The organism is Rouxiella sp. WC2420, assembly GCF_041200025.1.
GTDB lineage: Bacteria > Pseudomonadota > Gammaproteobacteria > Enterobacterales > Enterobacteriaceae > Rouxiella.
The window spans coordinates 4509735-4526149 of sequence record NZ_CP165628.1 but is presented as its reverse complement, the minus strand read 5'-3'; the positions used below and the strand labels follow the sequence as shown (position 1 = coordinate 4526149).

The window sequence follows — 16415 nt, the reverse complement described above, 5'->3', positions numbered from 1 at the left end:
ATTCTGCTCCACGATTGCGGGTTAAGGTTTTGGATCGACCCAAACCGTTGAAAGATTGCCTTCGATACCGTCAGCGGTTGGCGAGCTGTCATGAACCCGTTTGTTGGCGATGGTAATAAACTGTGGCGACGCTAATGGGATATCAGGCACGTCGTGCTGCACGATGTCCTGGAATTGCTTAAAGTCGGCGATACGTTTCTGGGCATCATTTTCCGTTTGCGCGGCTTCCAGCACTTTATCGACCTGCGGATTGATATAGTGAGAAATGTTGGTCCACGGCACGCCCGGACGATAATTTTTAGACCAGTAAAGGCGCTGCACGCCCGCGGTTGGATCATACAGATTGGCGTATTGGTCGATGGAGAACTGGAAATCACGATGGGTAAACACGCGTTCGGCATAGGTTGAAATATCCTGAGAACGCAGCGTGACTGCGATACCAATTCTGCTCAGCGCCGAGCGGACAAATTCGGCATTGCGTTGGAAGGTATCGTCAAAGGTGTTGTAGTCCAGCGTCACACGCAGGCGAACACCGTCGCTGCCTTTTTTGTATCCTGCTTCATCGAGCAGCTTGTTTGCGGCGGCCAGATCATACTGATACGGCGATGGCGTGGCGCTATGGAAGGCTTTCAGGCCCGGTGCAATAGGCGATTCGGTTGGCGTTGCATAGCCGAAATACACGACTTTTAGCAAAGCTGCACGATTAATGGCGTGAGCAATGGCCTGACGCACGCGAATATCTTTAAACACCTTATCGTCGAGGTTGAAATAGATCGACGCTACGCTGTAGTTGTAGTTATAACCTTGATAACCGAAAACCAGATCGGGCTTTTTCTGCAAGGTTTTCAACTCGCTGAGCGCAACCGGAGTACGATAACCCAAATCCGCCTGACCGGTTTGCAGATCCAGCGAGCGCACGACTGGATCGGTTGAAAACTTGACGATCAGTTGGTCGATGTATGGCTTCGGCTGGTCCCAATAATTCGGATTACGTTTGTAAATGATATAGCTGCCGCGTACCCATTTCTCAAAGACATAAGGCCCGGTTCCGATAGGATGATTATTATTTTCATTTTTCAGCGGATCGGTGTTGGCATAAATATGTTCCGGCACAATCGGCGTTTCACCGGCCGCAAACGCGCGGATCAGATAAGGTGCTGGATTACTGAGTTTAAATACCGCAGTGAGGGGATCTGGCGTCGCGATCGATTCGACGTTGGCAAAGGTCGCCTTGGCGCGTGGATGCGTTTTTTTCAGTAAATTAATCGAAAAGGCGACATCTGCCGAGGTGAAGGGCTTGCCGTCAGTCCATTTCACGCCTTTACGCAGATGAAAAGTGTATTGCAAACCGTCAGGGCTGATTTCCCAGGAGGTTGCCAGCTGCGCCAAGGGATTCAGGTTGTAATCATAAGTCAGCAGGCCTTCTGTTACCTTGGCACTTACCGCAATAACCGGCTGCGCTACCGTGGCTATTGCCACCAATGCCGAGGGTTCGCTGGGTAAGATAAGGGTTAAAGTGCCTCCCCGATGTGGTGTGACCGTTTCTGCCTGCGCCGCACCAATAATGACTGCAATCCCTAGAAAAAATAAAGATAAACCACGACTTAATTGTCGAAATAACTTCATGCCAATAGCCCTTTCTTGTAATAGAAAATATGGATATTTTTAAAGCGATTTAAAAGCTATCAAATCTCTATTTTCCAGACTATGAACTTAAAAGTGTTTAAAAAGCAGAAAAATGGCAAAGCAGGAAAGGGGGATACCAAAGGGGAAGGAATCAGATTTAGCCGATAAAAAACGGGAGCCATCAAGCTCCCGTTTTCTTTAAGCGAAATAACGGAGGGCTATCAGGCAACCTGAACCGGCACCGCTTTGGCTGTGCGTTTCAGCAGGTTTTTGCCTTCAAAATAGGCCACATTTGGCTTGTGTTGACGCGCTTCGGCGTCTGACATCTGCACGTAGGAACAGATGATCAGCAGATCGTCGACGCTGGCACAATGTGCCGCGGCACCGTTTACTGAAATAATATGCGAACCGCGTTCCGCCGCAATAGCATAGGTAGAAAAACGTTTACCGTTGGTCACGTTATAAATATCGATGGCTTCATATTCCAGAATACCGGAAGCATCGAGAAAGTCCTGATCGATGGCGCATGAACCTTCATAGTGTAAATCGGCATGTGTCACGTGGACTCGGTGGAGTTTGCCTTGCAGCATATTACGTACCATAACCTACCTCTTCCTCATTTGAGCCACAGCGTTGTTGGCTGCTCTCATTCACCCGCATCACTTACTTGAGTAAGCTCAACGGGATTCATTCGTTTGCCGCCTTGCTGTGACTCAAATGAGTTCGAGGTGAACACTTTGTTTAGCCACAGCGTTGTTGGCTGCTCTCATTCACCCGCATCACTTACCTGAGTAAGCTCAACGGGATTCATTCGTTTGCCGCCTTGCTGTGACTCAAATGAGTTCGAGGTGAACACTTTGTTTAGCCACAGCGTTGTTGGCTGCTCTCATTCACCCGCATCACTTACTTGAGTAAGCTCAACGGGATTCATTCGTTTGCCGCCTTGCTGTGACTCAAATGAGTTCGAGGTGAACACTTTGTTTAGCCACAGCGTTGTTGGCTGCTCTCAATCACCCGCATCACTTACTTGAGTAAGCTCAGCGGGATTCATTTGTTACTTAGACGGTCAGATCGACTTCCTGATTGTCTATCAGGCGAGCTTTGCCAAGCCATGCGGCCATCAGGATCACCGCCGAGGTGCTGTCTACCGACAGATCGCGCAGGTTTTTGGCATCGCGGATAAACAGTTCGTCCGGGGTGAAACCTGCCTCGCGCAGTTGTTCGGCGCAGTCTGTCAGTAGTTCTTCAACGTGGCGTTCTCCCTGAGACAGGCGAGTTGCCAGCTGATTCATGATTTTTGCCAGCTTGGGCGCGATTTTACGTTCATCGTGGGTCAGGTAACCGTTGCGCGAACTGAGCGCCAGACCGTCTTTGGCGCGGACTGTCGGTACGCCAACAATCTCCAGATCGTAGCCCATATCTTCTACCAACGCGCGGATCAGCGCCAGCTGTTGATAGTCTTTCTGACCAAAACAGGCGACATCGGGCTGTATCAGGTTAAACAGTTTGCTGACGATGGTCGAGACGCCACGAAAATGCCCCGGGCGGCTGGCACCTTCGAGGATGGTCGACAGGCCGGGCACGTCAACCTGAGTCTGCGAAGCCAGACCTTTCGGATAAACTTCGGCCGGAATCGGTGCGAATACCAGATCAACGCCGCGTTTATTCAGCTTCTCGCAGTCTTCCTGCAGGGTTCGAGGATAACGTTCGAGGTCGTCGGCACGTTCAAACTGCATCGGGTTCACGAAGATGCTGACGATAACAATGTCGGCGCGCGCCCTGGCTTCATCCACTAACGTCATATGGCCTTGATGTAAATTGCCCATCGTCGGCACCAGCGCTATGCGCTTGTTGTTCTGCTTGAAGAAGCGGATCTCTCTACGCAGCAGCGGGATAGTTTCAATGATTAACACAATGATGCCTCTATCTGGATGACCAGTTGTTTACTGAAAACTGTGCTCAAGGCCCGGATACACGCCTTCCTCGACCTCTTTGACGTACAAGCGCACGGCGTCACGAATGTCGCCAGCCTCGGCCAGGAAGTCTTTGGCAAATTTCGGGATGTGTCCACCGGTAATGCCAAACGCATCGTGCATAACCAGAATCTGGCCGTCGGTAGCACTGCCCGCGCCAATACCAATTACCGGAATAGTTAACTCCTGCGTCACTCGACGGGCCAGTTCAACCGGCACACACTCCAGTACCAGCAGCTGCATGCCGGCTTTTTCCAGCGCCAGAGCATCTTGTAACAGCTGATTGGCCGCTGCTTCACCGCGACCCTGTACCTTGTAACCGCCGAAGATATTAACCGACTGTGGCGTCAGGCCCAAATGCCCGCAAACCGGCACAGCACGTTCGGTTAGCATGGACACGGTTTCACACAGCCAGCTTCCACCCTCGAGCTTGACCATATTGGCCCCGGCGCGCATCAATTGTGCTGCGCTGTGAAAGGTTTGTTCTGGAGTCGCGTAAGTCATGAACGGCAGGTCAGAAAGCAGCAGCGCTTTTGGCGCACCACGACGTACACAGCGTGTATGGTAAACAATATCTTCGAGCGTCACCGGAAGCGTAGAATCCTGTCCCTGCACCACCATTCCCAGCGAATCGCCTATCAGCATTACGGGAATACCTTGCTCGGCAAATAGCTGGGCAAAGCTGGCATCGTAGGCGGTAATGGTCGCAAATTTGTGCTTTTCCTGCTTCCATTGGCGCAGTTGACTCATGGTTGTCGCTTTCATAGTAATTTCTCAACTTTGTAAACTTCAAAATAACCCGCTGACTATTCTACTGGATGCTCTGTCGATCACGTAGCCTGTTTAAGGAAGATGCGAGACATCGCACAACTTAAGAACTACATAATAAGGCTGGGATATACTGATTTAATGATCTATTACAGTGCATGATTCAGGAGAGCGTCAGCAATGCGGATTTTATTGATCGAAGACGACAAGATGATCGGCGACGGTATCAAAGTGGGGCTCACAAGGCTGGGATTCACTCTGGACTGGTTTTGCGATGGAGTTACCGGAAAAACGGCGCTCGACAGTGCACCCTACGACGCGGTGATCCTCGACTTGAGTTTGCCCGGTCTGGACGGCATGGAGCTGCTGCGCCAGTGGCGGCACGAGGGGCGCGATACGCCAGTGCTGGTTCTTACCGCCCGTGACGCGTTGGAGCAACGTGTGAGCGGCTTGCAGGCCGGTGCCGATGATTATCTTTGTAAGCCTTTTGCTTTGGTTGAGGTGGCCGCGAGGTTAGAGGCGCTTATCCGCAGGCGTCATGGTCAGGTTACGCCGAAAATCAATCACGGCACTCTTGAGTTCGACCCTGCCTCGCGGAGTGTCATTCTCAACGGTGAACCCGTCGTGCTGACCTCGCGCGAAGTCTCGCTGATGGAACTGTTTCTACGTAATAAAAGCCGCGTCCTGCAACGCCAACTCATTGAAGAAAAGCTCTACAGTTGGGATCAGGAAGTCAGCAGCAACGCCGTTGAGGTACATATTCATCATTTGCGCCGCAAGCTGGGCAGCGGTTTTATCCGCACAGTTCACGGCGTCGGCTATGTGCTGGGCGATGAAAACTCGTGACGCATTTTACTGTAATAAATAGGTTAAGGCCTTTTTTCCGAACACTGCGCCAGCATTTGGACCGCATGAGTCTTCGCGGCAGGTTAATTTTGCTCTTCGCCGTGTTGGCGTTGATAACCTGGACCGTCGCCAGCAGCGTGGCATGGCAGCAAACCCGTCATAAGATTAACGAAGTATTTGATACTCAGCAGATGCTGTTTGCCAAACGGCTGGCCACTGCCGGGCTAGGCGATAAGCTTCTCGACGGTAAAATGCCCCCGATGCCGGACAATAAACAACTGTTGGATAAACATCGTCGCGGTCACACCGATGACGACGCGCTGACTTTTGCCATTTTTGACCGGCAGGGCAAAATGTTGCTTAACGACGGTGAGCACGGCAAAGAGATCAATTTCAATCACGATGCTCATGGATTTATCGACGCTCGGCTGAAAGATGATGACGATAGCTGGCGGCTGCTGTGGCTGACTTCTCCCGATGGCCGCTACCGTATTGCCGTTGGGCAGGAGTATGACTATCGCAGCGATATGGCGTGGGACATGGTCAGTGGGCAACTCTGGCCCTGGCTTGCTTCACTGCCGTTGCTGATGGCAGCATTGGTGGTGATGCTGAGCATCGAGCTGCGGCCTTTGCGACGTGTTGCCGATGATTTACGACACCGTGCAGCCGATGAATCGCGGCCAATCTCTACCGATAAAGTCCCTGGCGAAGTGTTGCCGCTGGTGCAGTCACTGAATGCTTTGTTTGAACGGACGCAAGAGATGCTGGTGCGAGAACGTCGCTTTACTTCAGACGCGGCTCACGAGCTGCGCAGTCCGCTGGCAGCGCTGCGAGTGCAAACCGAAGTGGTGCAGCTGGCCGGTGATGACGCCGAGGTGCGTCAGCGCGCGGTAGAAAACCTGACCACCAGTATCGATCGTTCAACTCGACTTGTGGACCAACTGCTGACGCTTTCTCGTCTGGAATCTTTTGTCTCACTGGATGAATTGACCACTATCGACTGGGCTGCGTTGGCGACGCAGGCGTTAATCGAGCAGGATTCTTCCGCGCACCGTCGCGGCATCGAATTATTGCTGGATCAACAAGGTACGCCTGCGCCGATACGTGGAGAACCGCTGCTGCTGTCACTGCTGCTGCGCAACCTGCTGGATAATGCGATTCGCTATTCACCCGCCGGTAGTCAGGTGCATATCTCGCTGAATCACTCAGGCCTGCTTATCAGAAACAGCGGGCCAAGCCTGACTGAAGAGCATTTACAGCGGCTAGGGGAACGTTTTTATCGGCCACCGGGGCAGGAGCAAACCGGCAGCGGATTAGGGATCTCTATTGTTCTACGAATCGCTGATTTGCATGGTATTCGCGTGAGCTATAACAATGCCGCCAAGGGAGGGGTGGAGGTTAAGTTAGCCTTTTGAGAGTTCTGCTAGAATTAAGACTGCCATCAAGGGGATGGGTTTTGGAATTTTGCCCAACGGTAGCTCCCAGTTCTAGCAGTTTACCTTCACTCAGGGAACGATGTTATTTATGGTTACACGACGTAATTTACTGACCTATACCTCTTTCTCGCTGGCTTTGGCGGCAATAGGCATAACTCCGGAAGCCTTTGCCGCGCAAAAATTAAAATTTGCATCCGCTGAACCGTTTACGTATGGCGGATTAATCCAACAGGCAAAAACCTTGGCGAAAAGCGCCTATATTCCCCCGCACGCAGTTGATGCAAAAGCCTTGGCCAATATCAATTACGACGTTTACCGCAAAATTATCTACAAGCCCGACTATGCAATATTCTCTCAGGGCAAAGCCCGTTTTCCTGTCACTTTTTTCAGCGTCAGCAGTCTACATAACACCACGGTGAAAATGTCGGTGGTTGATAACCAATCCGCGCGTGAGATAGTGCAAGACATTAGCTATTTCAGCTTCCCCGATAATAAAAATGGCGTATTGCCTGATATCAAAGGCGATGTGTTTACTGGGTTCAGAGTGTTGGATAACCAGCAGGCGCTGAAAAATAATTCTGAAAAAGACTGGGTCTCCTTTATTGGCGCATCTTATTTCCGCGCGGTGGGCGAGCAGGGGCAGTTTGGACTGTCTGCTCGCGGTATCGCGATTAATACCGTTCTGGGTGATACCCCTGAAGAGTTTCCTAATTTCACTCATTTCTGGTTTGAAACACCCGCCAATGATAGCAACCAGCTTACCGTTTACGCGCTGCTGGACGGGCCAAGTATTTGCGGGGCTTATCGGTTTGTTTTACAGCGAACTAAAGGCGTTGTAATGGACGTTGACTGTTCGCTGTTTCTACGTCGCGACGTTGGCCGTTTTGGTATCGCGCCACAAACCTCGATGTACTGGTTTTCCAAGACGGCGAAAGGCTCGGCCTCTGACTGGCGTCCTGAGGTGCATGACTCTGATGGATTGGCTTTGTGGACTGGCAGCGGGGAACATGTCTGGCGGCCGCTTAACAATCCGATGCAGGTCAGGGTTTCCGCTTTAGCCGATAACAATCCGCGCGGCTTTGGATTGATGCAAAAGGATCGCGATTTCAACAGTTATCTGGGTTCGGTCAGCTATGAAAAACGTCCTGACTTGTGGGTCGAGCCCAAAGGGCATTGGGGCGAAGGCGCGGTGCAGCTGGTGGAAATCCCGACCGACGATGAGATTTACGATAATATTGTTGCGATGTGGGTGCCCAAAAAGCCCGCTACGGCAGGTAGCGAGCACCAGTTTAGCTATCGCATGCACTGGTTGGCGGATCAGCCTTATCCGTCACCGCTGGCGCGCTGTGGGGCGACTCGGTTGGGAAGGGGCGGTAATCCCGGAGCCTATCCGCCATCTGGAGTGCGCAAGTTTATGGTGGAATTCAGTGGAGCAGTATTAGATAACCTACCATCGAATGCCAGGCCGGAGGCAGTGCTAACGGCCTCTCGCGGCACGCTTGAGGGCATAAAAGTTGAGAAGTCGCCGGGTGGCAACGGTTTTTGGCGCGTTTTCTTTGACCTGCACGTTGAAGGCAAAGAGCCGGTCGAGCTGAGGCTGTATCTCAAGGAAAGTAGCAAAACACTTTCAGAAACCTGGCTTTACCAATATCTGCCGTTTGAGTCTTCGCCGCGACCAATGCAGGGGATTTAACATTCAGTAAATTTATTGAATGGTACGCCGATAAGCGAGGCCGCAGAAATATCAAACATCTTGTGAAGTCTGCGGATCATTGGCAGCGAAAGCTGCTGCTGGCTATTGAGTAGTTCACAAACTCGACTCACTTGGCCGATGGCTGGCGAAATATGTTTAACCGTAACAGTCGATCAATTTAACGGGTGTTCAGCCTGAGTAGATATTTCTCAAAAACTACCAGCGTGTCAGCCCATTCATTGGCACCCGCTCAAGCAACTGTTGCAAGGATTCGCCGTCGGGAAAGACTAATTCTGGAGCGATTTCTGCCAGCGGATACAGCATAAACTCGCGATTTTTCATGTCATAGTGCGGCACAATTAACCGTTCGGTGCCGATAATCTCATTGCCATACAGCAGCATATCCAGATCCAGCGTTCGCGGTCCCCAACGTTCGGCCTTGCGGACGCGTCCCTGATTCAGTTCGATAGACTGTGTGCTGTCCAGCAACTCGTGGGCAGGGAGCAGGGTATCCAGAGCGACCACGGCGTTGAGATAGTCAGGTTGATCCTGAGGGCCAAGAGGTTTACTGCGATAAAACGAAGAGGTTTGTATCAGGCGAGTGCGAGGTAAATGCGCCAGAGCTTCCAGCGCACAGTTTACCTGGTCTAACGGCTTGGCAAGATTACTGCCAAGCGCAATATAGACACGAATCATTGAGCGCTGCCGGAACGTGGAGCGCGTTTGCGAGGGCGTCGCGTGCGATTACGGCGCGGCGGTGCATCATCACCGAGAGTTCCCAGCATATTTTTCTGCGAAGCCGGGGTAGCTTCCTGGAACTCGCTCCACCATTGGGTGAGACTCTGTAATTCGCGGTGCTGTTCAACTTCGGCGCGCAACGCCAGCAGATCAAACGCGGCGCGGAATTTAGGATGTTCCATCAGCTTGTGCGCGCGCTTGCCTTGACGGCGAGAAAGGCGCAGCTGCAATGCCCAGATATCGCGAACCAGCGTCGTGATACGTTTCGGGATAGCCAATGAGCGGCACTGTTCGTCCAGCACGTCGTTCATCGCCAGCGAGAAGGCGTCGTAATAAGTCAGCCCGCCTTCCTGAGCCAGCTTCTGTGCGTGCTCGATCACCGGATACCACAGCATGGCTGCAAACAAGAATGCCGGATTAACACGCATATCATTGTGCAGACGATGATCGGTATTTTTCAGAACCTGATCCAGAATGCGTTCCATCGGGCTGTCGCCACGCTCGGTAAACTGACGGGCAATCAGAGGGAACAACGGCTGGAACAGCTGATATTCACGCAGTAGCTGAGCGGTTCTGAAACCATAACCGGCCTGCAAGAGTTTCAGCGACTCTTCAAACAGGCGTGCCGGCGGGATCTCTTGCAGCAAGGTCGCCAAACGCGGGATAGGCTCAGCGGTTTCAGGACTGATAGTCATGCCGAGCTTGGCGGCAAAACGCACCGCGCGCAGCATACGTACCGGGTCTTCACGGTAGCGAGTTTCCGGGTCGCCAATCAAACGAATCACGCCGTCTTTCAGATCTTTCAGACCGCCGGTGTAATCACGCAGCGTAAAGTCGGAAATCCCGTAGTACAGGCTGTTGATAGTGAAGTCGCGGCGCTGAGCATCTTCTTCAATCGAACCAAAGATGTTGTCGCGCAGCAGCATGCCGTTTTGGGCCTGCTGAGAAAGGTTTTTATCGTCGGTTTCCTGAACCTGCTCGTGATGACCGCGGAAGGTCGCCACTTCAATGATTTCAGGGCCAAACATGACGTGCGCCAGACGGAAACGGCGACCAACCAAGCGGCAGTTACGGAACAGTTTACGAACCTGTTCTGGCGTAGCGTTGGTGGTGATATCAAAATCTTTAGGTTTTTTGTGCAGCAGCAGATCACGCACGCCGCCGCCAACCAGATAGGCCTCGTACCCTGATTTATTCAGGCGATAGAGTACCTTCAGCGCGTTGTCGCTGATATCTCTGCGCGAAATGTCGTGGCCGTCGCGCGGGACAACCGTCATGTTTTCAGACCTGGTTTCGCTAGGTTTGCTCACAGGTTTTTGCTGTGCTTGTTGCGCGCGCGGCGATTGGCGCTGCGGGCTGCGTCTTTCGCGATGCTCAGGCGCTTTCGCCTTCACGTGTTCAACTTCAGGAGAAGTGACGGGATCGCGGTGGCCGTTATCATCGTGAACCGGAGTCTCTTCACGGATGACTTTATCTTCACGAACTAGCACCTTACGGCAAAAATTGGCTACTCGGGTAAAAATGGTACACCTCGATAGTGTCGGATAAAAATGGCGCAACTTGAAAACAGCGGCTAATCATAGCTTACGCGGGCTACTTTGAGAATGCCGAATCCCATTCCTATTGGGGAATCGACACAGATCGTGGAACTTTTTTTAACGACCAATGCGCCACTGCCCAGCGTAATAATAAAGGCAAAGTTAAATCCTGCCAGCATTCTGGTAAAGATTGTCCTAAAAATAACATTGTTTGCACAATGATCGGCCGTGGATCACCAGCCGGTAAAGCAGGGGCATGATTCTGCTTGGATAACTTGTCACCTTTGGCATTTACGGCCAGCGGCAAATGCACATAACCCGGTTCGGGCAGCCCTAAGTGTCGATACAATGACAGCTGGCGCACAGTGGGAGCGATTAGGTCTGCGCCGCGCACAATATGGTTCACGCCTTGAAAATGGTCGTCAATCACCACCGCCAGATTATAGGCAAACAGCCCATCTCGGCGGCGAATAATAAAATCTTCCTCGGCCAAAGCCGTGTCGGCGATAAATTTGCCTTGCAGCTCATCGTCGAAACTGTGAACCGGCATTGTCTGTACCAGGCGGATAGCCGCATTTTCCGCGCCGTGACCCGCACAGCGACAATGGCCGTCATAGGTTCCACCTAATTGAGATACGCGCTGACGCGTGCAGGTGCAGTAATAACTTTTACCCTGTCGATGCAGCCAGTCCAGCGTTTCCCGGTAAGCTTGATGGCGTTTTGACTGCCAAACGACTTCCCCGTCCCACTCCAGCCCATAATGTTCCAACATTGTCAGAATGCGGCGAGCCGAGCCGGGAACTTCGCGTGGGGGATCAATATCATCGATTCGCACGTGCCATTGCCCACCGAGAGAACGGGCGTGCAGATAGCTACCGAGTGCGGCAATCAATGAACCAAAATGGAGGTCGCCTGAAGGCGAGGGTGCGAAACGACCAATATAGGGAGATGTAAACATAGCGAGGCGTCAGGAGATCGCGGTGGGCATCGTAATGCCGCACCGCGTAATGCTCATCGTTAATGGAAATGCAGCGATGCCAGTGTCGTTTGTTCACCAGAATTACTTACTTGTGTAGGCTCATCCAGATCTTCGCGCTTGCTGCCTTGCTGCAATTCCAATGACTCGAACATGTCTCCCGTGCAATTAACCAGCCATCTGCTTTTCGCGGATTTCGGCCAACGTTTTGCAGTCGATGCACAGGTCAGCGGTAGGACGAGCTTCAAGACGGCGGATGCCGATCTCTACGCCACAGGATTCACAAAAACCGAAATCCTCGTCTTCCACTTTCTTCAACGTCTTCTCAATCTTTTTAATCAGCTTACGTTCGCGATCGCGGTTACGCAGTTCCAGGCTGAACTCTTCTTCCTGAGTGGCACGGTCTGCCGGGTCAGGGAAGTTCGCAGCTTCTTCCTGCATGTGTGTAACGGTACGATCGACTTCATCCCTGAGCTGATTGCGCCATGCTTCAAGAATTTTTTTGAAGTGGTTCAGCTGGGCGTCATTCATGTACTCTTCGCCTGGCTTCTCTTGATACGGCTCCACCCCAGCGATGGCGAGAATGCTCAGGGACGAGGTTTTACGGGTTTGCCCTTCTTGCATGATGCTTCTCCTACATACATAACGCACTATCGATCCCCAACGGGGGGAAAAATCAGGCCGCTATAAATACCAGATGGTGGCGAAGTTGGCAATTATTCATCACAGGCACTTGACAAGCGTGTGAGGGAAAGCGTATTCGCGGCCAACGGTTTTAGGCTGCTGACGACTTCAATTCGGGTACATTACTATTGATTCAATTATTGATTATCAGCCAGCAATTACCAGCGGTAACCGCTCTGCGAGATGAATTCCCTCGGCAGAGAGTTCGGCTCCATAACAAATTACTTCGACACCGTTTTGCTGCACCTGCGTCAACAATTCCGCGTAACGGGGATCAATATGGTGTGCCGGAGCGACAGTTTCAATGCCTGAATGCAATACAGCGAAAAAAAGTACTGTTCGCTGACCCTGTTCTGCCATGGCCTGTAATTCGCGTAAATGCTTTTGGCCGCGCAGCGTTACTGCATCAGGAAAGTAACCACAGCCTTGTTGCAATAACGTGACAGATTTCACTTCAATATAGCAGTTAGGTTGTTGGTCCGCCTGCAATAACAAGTCTATACGGCTATTTTCAGAACCATACCGCACTTCTGCCGATAGTTTACTGTAACCGGATAATTCGGTAATCCTTCCTTGTTCGATAGCTTCACGCACTAGCTGGTTGGCGCGCAGCGTGTTGACGCAGATCCAGTGACCAGCCTGGGTCTGGCATAGCTCCCAGCTGTGGGCGTATTTTCTTTTTGGATTATCCGAGGTGGAATACCACACCGTATCGCCTGGCGTGGCGCAGCCGGTCATCGCGCCAGTATTGGCGCAGTGCAGGGTGAGTTCGCGGCCGTCGAGGGTAATAACGTCGGCGAGAAAACGTTTGTAACGTTTGATCAGGGTTGCCTGTTGAAGCGGCGGAAAGAATTGCATCAAATCACTCTCTGATTAATTGGCAGACGGCGTAACCAGTGGCCAGCTTTGCAGGCATTGATAGCGTGTTCGTCCTCGATGAAAGCGGGACTCGTAGAGTGAAAACTCGGTTGAATCAAGTTGCCACTGTGGCGTTAAGGCTGGCAAAGCAACCGGACGCGTGGCGCCGCGCAGCAGAGAAACGTGGGGATGAAACGGCAATGTAGACTGATGGCAGCCGTTACGCGCTGCGTGCGATCGCAATAAAGAGGCAAGCTGTAACAGCGGCAGCGGCGCACGGCGGGTACCCAGCCATACCACGCCGGGGCGGGGCCAGTGACCAACATCGTCGAGTTTGAGGCTGAAGGCCGGTGACTGAATACGTGAAGCTATCTCGCGTAGCGCGGTTTCCTTTTGCTGGCTGACCTCCCCAAGAAAGGCCAGCGTCAAATGGAGATTCGCCGCAACGACAGGGCGACCCGCGTCAGGTTCAAAATGGTCAGCGCGCCATTGAATAACGTTTTTCTGCAACCTGGGCGGCAGAGACAGGGCAAAAAACAGGCGGCGTGATTCAGACATGGTTTTTCCTTGAGCGAGACAGCGCTGCGGGGGGACAGATCCCCACGGCGAGGCTAGATGCTACAATTCATCCCGCCCGACGACAATTTTTTCTATTACAATGCCCGTCCTGAACGTCATTATCGCAATGTGAAATTATCTGGAGAAGCTGTGTCATTACTGCCCGTCGGTGCCGTACTCAACCAAATTATTGCTGCGCTACAACAGGCGCCGCAAGTGTTACTCCATGCACCCACTGGCGCAGGTAAATCGACCTGGCTGCCCCTGCAAATCCTCGATGCGGGCATTTTCTCAGGCAAAATATTATTGCTGGAGCCGCGCAGACTGGCGGCGAAAAGCGTGGCCTATCGTTTGGCGCAGCAGCTTGACGAACAGCCGGGCAAGACTATCGGTTACCGCATGCGCGCCGAATCTAAAGTCAGCGCCGAGACGCGACTTGAAGTGGTCACCGAGGGGATTCTGACCCGTATGGTGCAGCAGGACCCCGAGCTTGCCGACTACTCTCTGGTGATCCTCGATGAATTTCACGAACGCAGCTTACAGGCCGATCTCGCGCTGGCACTGCTTTTAGACGTGCAGCAGGGGCTGCGAGAGGATTTAAAGCTGTTAATCATGTCGGCGACGCTGGATAACGCCCGGCTTTCACCGCTGTTACCCGATGCGCCGGTAATTATCTCCGAAGGGCGCAGTTTCCCTGTCCTGCGTGATTATTTGCCGCTGGCCAGTCACGAGCGGCTGGATGAGGGAGTTGCGCGGATTGTTAGTCGCCTGATGGCGGAAAATAGCGGCTCGATGCTGCTTTTTCTACCCGGCGTAGCGGAAATTAACCGTACGCAGAATTTACTCGGCGGTCGGCTTGGCGATGATGTTGACCTGTGCCCGCTTTACGGTGCGCTGTCGCTGGAACAACAGCAAAAAGCCATCCAGCCTGCTCCAGCCGGTCGTCGCAAGGTGGTACTGGCGACCAATATTGCCGAAACCAGCCTGACCATCGAAGGTATTCGCCTGGTGGTGGACAGTGGTCTCGAGCGCAGCGCACAGTTTGATCCCCGCAGCGGCCTGACTCGCCTGGTGACCCAGCGCATCAGTCAGGCCGCGATGACCCAGCGAGCAGGGCGTGCAGGGCGTCTGGAGCCTGGACAGTGCTGGCATCTGTTCAGTAAAGAGCAGGGTGAGCGTGCTGCGGCGCAGAGTGAAGCTGAAATCTTGCACAGCGATTTGAGCGGTTTATGGCTTGAGCTGTTGCAGTGGGGATGTCAAGCTGCCGCGCAGCTAACCTGGCTGGACGTGCCGCCGACCGTGGCATTACGCGTGGCTCAACAATTGCTGGCCTCGCTTGGTGCGGTCGATGAACGGGGCAATCTGAATTCACGGGGTCGCAAAATGGCCTCACTGGGCTGTGACCCACGTTTAGCGGCTATGTTGGTACAGGCCGAAATCCAGAGCGCTGATGCACTGGCGACGGCAGCCTTGCTGGCGGCAATTATTGAAGAACCCCCGCGCGGCGGCCAGCCGGATATCGATTACTGGCTAAGTCGTCCTCAGCCGCATTGGCAAAGGCGCGCACGCCAGCTGAGTCAGCGGCTTTCGCATTCCGGCGGCGGAGTGGATGCTTCGCTCGCGCCGTGGCTGCTGGCAGAGGCGTTCAGCGATCGTATTGCCGAACGGCGAGGATTGGATGGCCGTTATTTACTGGCTAACGGCCTTGGGGCATCGCTGCCTCAGGACGACGGGCTAAGCCGCGCCGCGTGGCTGGTTGCTCCACAGTTACTACAGGGCAATAACAGCCCCGATGCGCGAATTTTGCTGGCGATTACGCTTGATGCTACCCAGTTGGCCGCTCGACTTCCGAAGATCGTAAAAGAACAGACGGCGGTGGAGTGGGACGAAGAAAAGGGCACGCTGCGCGCATGGCGGCGCTGGCAAGTTGGCAGGTTGGTATTGAAAGCACAACCGCAGGCCAAACCGGCCGATGAGGATTTGCAGCAGGCGTTAATCGAATGGATTCGCGTGCAGGGATTAGCGGCGCTGACCTGGTCGCCGCAGGCAGAACAGCTGCGTATCCGTCTGGCCTGTGCGGCTAAATGGCTGCCTGAAGGTCAATGGCCGGCAACGGATGAGCAAAGCCTGCTCGACAGCCTTGAGCAGTGGTTATCGCCTTCGCTCAGCGGCGTCAGGAGCCTGCGCGCGCTGCAACAGGTTGATCTGTTTGATGCCTTGATGCGCTTGCCGAGTTGGGAGCAGCGCCAGAAACTTGACGCTAATTTACCCACCCATTACACCGTTCCGACTGGCAGTCGGCTGGCAATCCGCTATCATAGCGACCAGCCGCCGGCACTCTCGGTGCGTTTGCAGGAAATGTTCGGCGAGCAGAGAAGCCCGACGTTGGCCGCTGGGCGCATCGCGGTGGTTCTCGAGCTGTTGTCTCCCGCGCATCGTCCATTGCAGATCACCAGCGATTTGGCCGCCTTCTGGCAAGGTTCCTACCGCGAAGTGCAGAAAGAGATGAAAGGCCGCTATCCGAAACACCCGTGGCCGGACAATCCCGCGGAGGCCATGCCGACAAAACGCACGAAAAAATATTCGTAAATCCGTCGTTCTTGATGCCGCAATAGATTCAGAAACGTAGAGGATTTTCAGACCTTTCTTCTGGACGAGGTGAAAGGTGAGGCACAGAGTAAGCGCCAGTTTTACACAGCCCTTATTTTAGAATTTAAATTT

14 protein-coding genes are annotated in these 16415 nt (G+C 53.1%); 4 read left to right on the top strand and 10 right to left on the bottom strand.

All coding sequences use genetic code 11. The features are described 5' to 3' along the window. Nucleotides 1–21: 21 nt before the first annotated feature. The 4 genes from AB3G37_RS20905 to panB all read right to left on the bottom strand — a co-directional run bounded on the left by AB3G37_RS20905 (nucleotide 22) and on the right by panB (nucleotide 4364). Nucleotides 22–1626 carry an ABC transporter substrate-binding protein gene (locus AB3G37_RS20905; RefSeq protein WP_369788982.1) on the bottom strand — a complete coding sequence of 535 codons (1605 nt, stop codon included), beginning with the start codon at nucleotides 1624–1626 and terminating at the stop codon, nucleotides 22–24. 221 nt (nucleotides 1627–1847) lie between these two features. Next, entirely contained in the window at nucleotides 1848–2228 is a 381-nt protein-coding gene (gene panD / locus AB3G37_RS20900) for an aspartate 1-decarboxylase (RefSeq protein ID WP_009634652.1), read from the bottom strand. Nucleotides 2229–2684: 456 nt separating this feature from the next. Beyond that, on the bottom strand, nucleotides 2685–3539 hold the full coding sequence (gene panC / locus AB3G37_RS20895) for a pantoate--beta-alanine ligase (RefSeq protein WP_369788981.1): 855 nt from the start codon (nucleotides 3537–3539) through the stop codon (nucleotides 2685–2687). A gap of 30 nt (nucleotides 3540–3569) precedes the next feature. Next, nucleotides 3570–4364: a 3-methyl-2-oxobutanoate hydroxymethyltransferase gene (panB, locus tag AB3G37_RS20890; RefSeq protein WP_009634650.1), complete on the bottom strand. Its 795-nt coding sequence runs from the start codon at nucleotides 4362–4364 to the stop codon at nucleotides 3570–3572. Between the two features lie 183 nt (nucleotides 4365–4547). On the opposite strand from panB, the gene qseB reads away from it, so the two are divergent. From qseB to AB3G37_RS20875, 3 genes are all read left to right on the top strand, one after another. Beyond that, entirely contained in the window at nucleotides 4548–5213 is a 666-nt protein-coding gene (qseB, locus tag AB3G37_RS20885) for a quorum sensing response regulator transcription factor QseB (protein ID WP_369788980.1), read from the top strand. Between the two features lie 56 nt (nucleotides 5214–5269). Then, nucleotides 5270–6628, top strand: a complete 1359-nt coding sequence (gene qseC, locus AB3G37_RS20880) for a quorum sensing histidine kinase QseC (protein WP_369791011.1) — start codon at nucleotides 5270–5272, stop codon at nucleotides 6626–6628. Between the two features lie 109 nt (nucleotides 6629–6737). Next, nucleotides 6738–8342: a glucan biosynthesis protein gene (locus AB3G37_RS20875; protein ID WP_369788979.1), complete on the top strand. Its 1605-nt coding sequence runs from the start codon at nucleotides 6738–6740 to the stop codon at nucleotides 8340–8342. Nucleotides 8343–8558: 216 nt separating this feature from the next. Here the strand turns inward: AB3G37_RS20875 and folK are convergent, their stop codons facing one another. From folK to thpR, 6 genes are all read right to left on the bottom strand, one after another. Beyond that, a complete protein-coding gene (gene folK / locus AB3G37_RS20870) occupies nucleotides 8559–9038 on the bottom strand; it encodes a 2-amino-4-hydroxy-6-hydroxymethyldihydropteridine diphosphokinase (protein ID WP_369788978.1) in 480 nt (159 codons plus the stop codon). Further along, nucleotides 9035–10357 carry a polynucleotide adenylyltransferase PcnB gene (gene pcnB / locus AB3G37_RS20865; protein ID WP_369791010.1) on the bottom strand — a complete coding sequence of 441 codons (1323 nt, stop codon included), beginning with the start codon at nucleotides 10355–10357 and terminating at the stop codon, nucleotides 9035–9037. Before pcnB ends, folK begins: the two co-directional genes overlap by 4 nt. 343 nt (nucleotides 10358–10700) lie before the next feature. Next, nucleotides 10701–11576, bottom strand: coding sequence for a tRNA glutamyl-Q(34) synthetase GluQRS (gluQRS, locus tag AB3G37_RS20860; RefSeq protein ID WP_369788977.1), 876 nt, complete (start codon nucleotides 11574–11576; stop codon nucleotides 10701–10703). A 186-nt stretch (nucleotides 11577–11762) separates the two neighbouring features. Next, nucleotides 11763–12218: an RNA polymerase-binding protein DksA gene (gene dksA, locus AB3G37_RS20855; RefSeq protein WP_009634642.1), complete on the bottom strand. Its 456-nt coding sequence runs from the start codon at nucleotides 12216–12218 to the stop codon at nucleotides 11763–11765. Between the two features lie 207 nt (nucleotides 12219–12425). Then, nucleotides 12426–13136, bottom strand: a complete 711-nt coding sequence (gene sfsA, locus AB3G37_RS20850) for a DNA/RNA nuclease SfsA (RefSeq protein ID WP_369788976.1) — start codon at nucleotides 13134–13136, stop codon at nucleotides 12426–12428. Nucleotides 13137–13151: 15 nt separating this feature from the next. Next, on the bottom strand, nucleotides 13152–13694 hold the full coding sequence (gene thpR, locus AB3G37_RS20845) for an RNA 2',3'-cyclic phosphodiesterase (protein ID WP_369788975.1): 543 nt from the start codon (nucleotides 13692–13694) through the stop codon (nucleotides 13152–13154). Between the two features lie 150 nt (nucleotides 13695–13844). Here thpR and hrpB point away from each other — a divergent pair, with 150 nt between their 5' ends. Beyond that, nucleotides 13845–16283, top strand: coding sequence for an ATP-dependent helicase HrpB (gene hrpB / locus AB3G37_RS20840; RefSeq protein WP_369791009.1), 2439 nt, complete (start codon nucleotides 13845–13847; stop codon nucleotides 16281–16283). The last annotated feature ends 132 nt before the right edge of the window (nucleotides 16284–16415 follow it).

What these genes read in the sequence shown, in the direction of transcription:
- AB3G37_RS20905 (WP_369788982.1), bottom strand. Translation starts at nt 1,626, where the DNA reads ATGAAGTTATTTCGACAATTAAGTCGTGGTTTATCTTTATTTTTTCTA.
- panD (WP_009634652.1), bottom strand. Translation starts at nt 2,228, where the DNA reads ATGGTACGTAATATGCTGCAAGGCAAACTCCACCGAGTCCACGTGACA.
- panB (WP_009634650.1), bottom strand. Translation starts at nt 4,364, where the DNA reads ATGAAAGCGACAACCATGAGTCAACTGCGCCAATGGAAGCAGGAAAAG.
- qseB (WP_369788980.1), top strand. Translation starts at nt 4,548, where the DNA reads ATGCGGATTTTATTGATCGAAGACGACAAGATGATCGGCGACGGTATC.
- AB3G37_RS20875 (WP_369788979.1), top strand. Translation starts at nt 6,738, where the DNA reads ATGGTTACACGACGTAATTTACTGACCTATACCTCTTTCTCGCTGGCT.
- folK (WP_369788978.1), bottom strand. Translation starts at nt 9,038, where the DNA reads ATGATTCGTGTCTATATTGCGCTTGGCAGTAATCTTGCCAAGCCGTTA.
- pcnB (WP_369791010.1), bottom strand. Translation starts at nt 10,357, where the DNA reads ATGACGGTTGTCCCGCGCGACGGCCACGACATTTCGCGCAGAGATATC.
- gluQRS (WP_369788977.1), bottom strand. Translation starts at nt 11,576, where the DNA reads ATGTTTACATCTCCCTATATTGGTCGTTTCGCACCCTCGCCTTCAGGC.
- dksA (WP_009634642.1), bottom strand. Translation starts at nt 12,218, where the DNA reads ATGCAAGAAGGGCAAACCCGTAAAACCTCGTCCCTGAGCATTCTCGCC.
- sfsA (WP_369788976.1), bottom strand. Translation starts at nt 13,136, where the DNA reads ATGCAATTCTTTCCGCCGCTTCAACAGGCAACCCTGATCAAACGTTAC.
- thpR (WP_369788975.1), bottom strand. Translation starts at nt 13,694, where the DNA reads ATGTCTGAATCACGCCGCCTGTTTTTTGCCCTGTCTCTGCCGCCCAGG.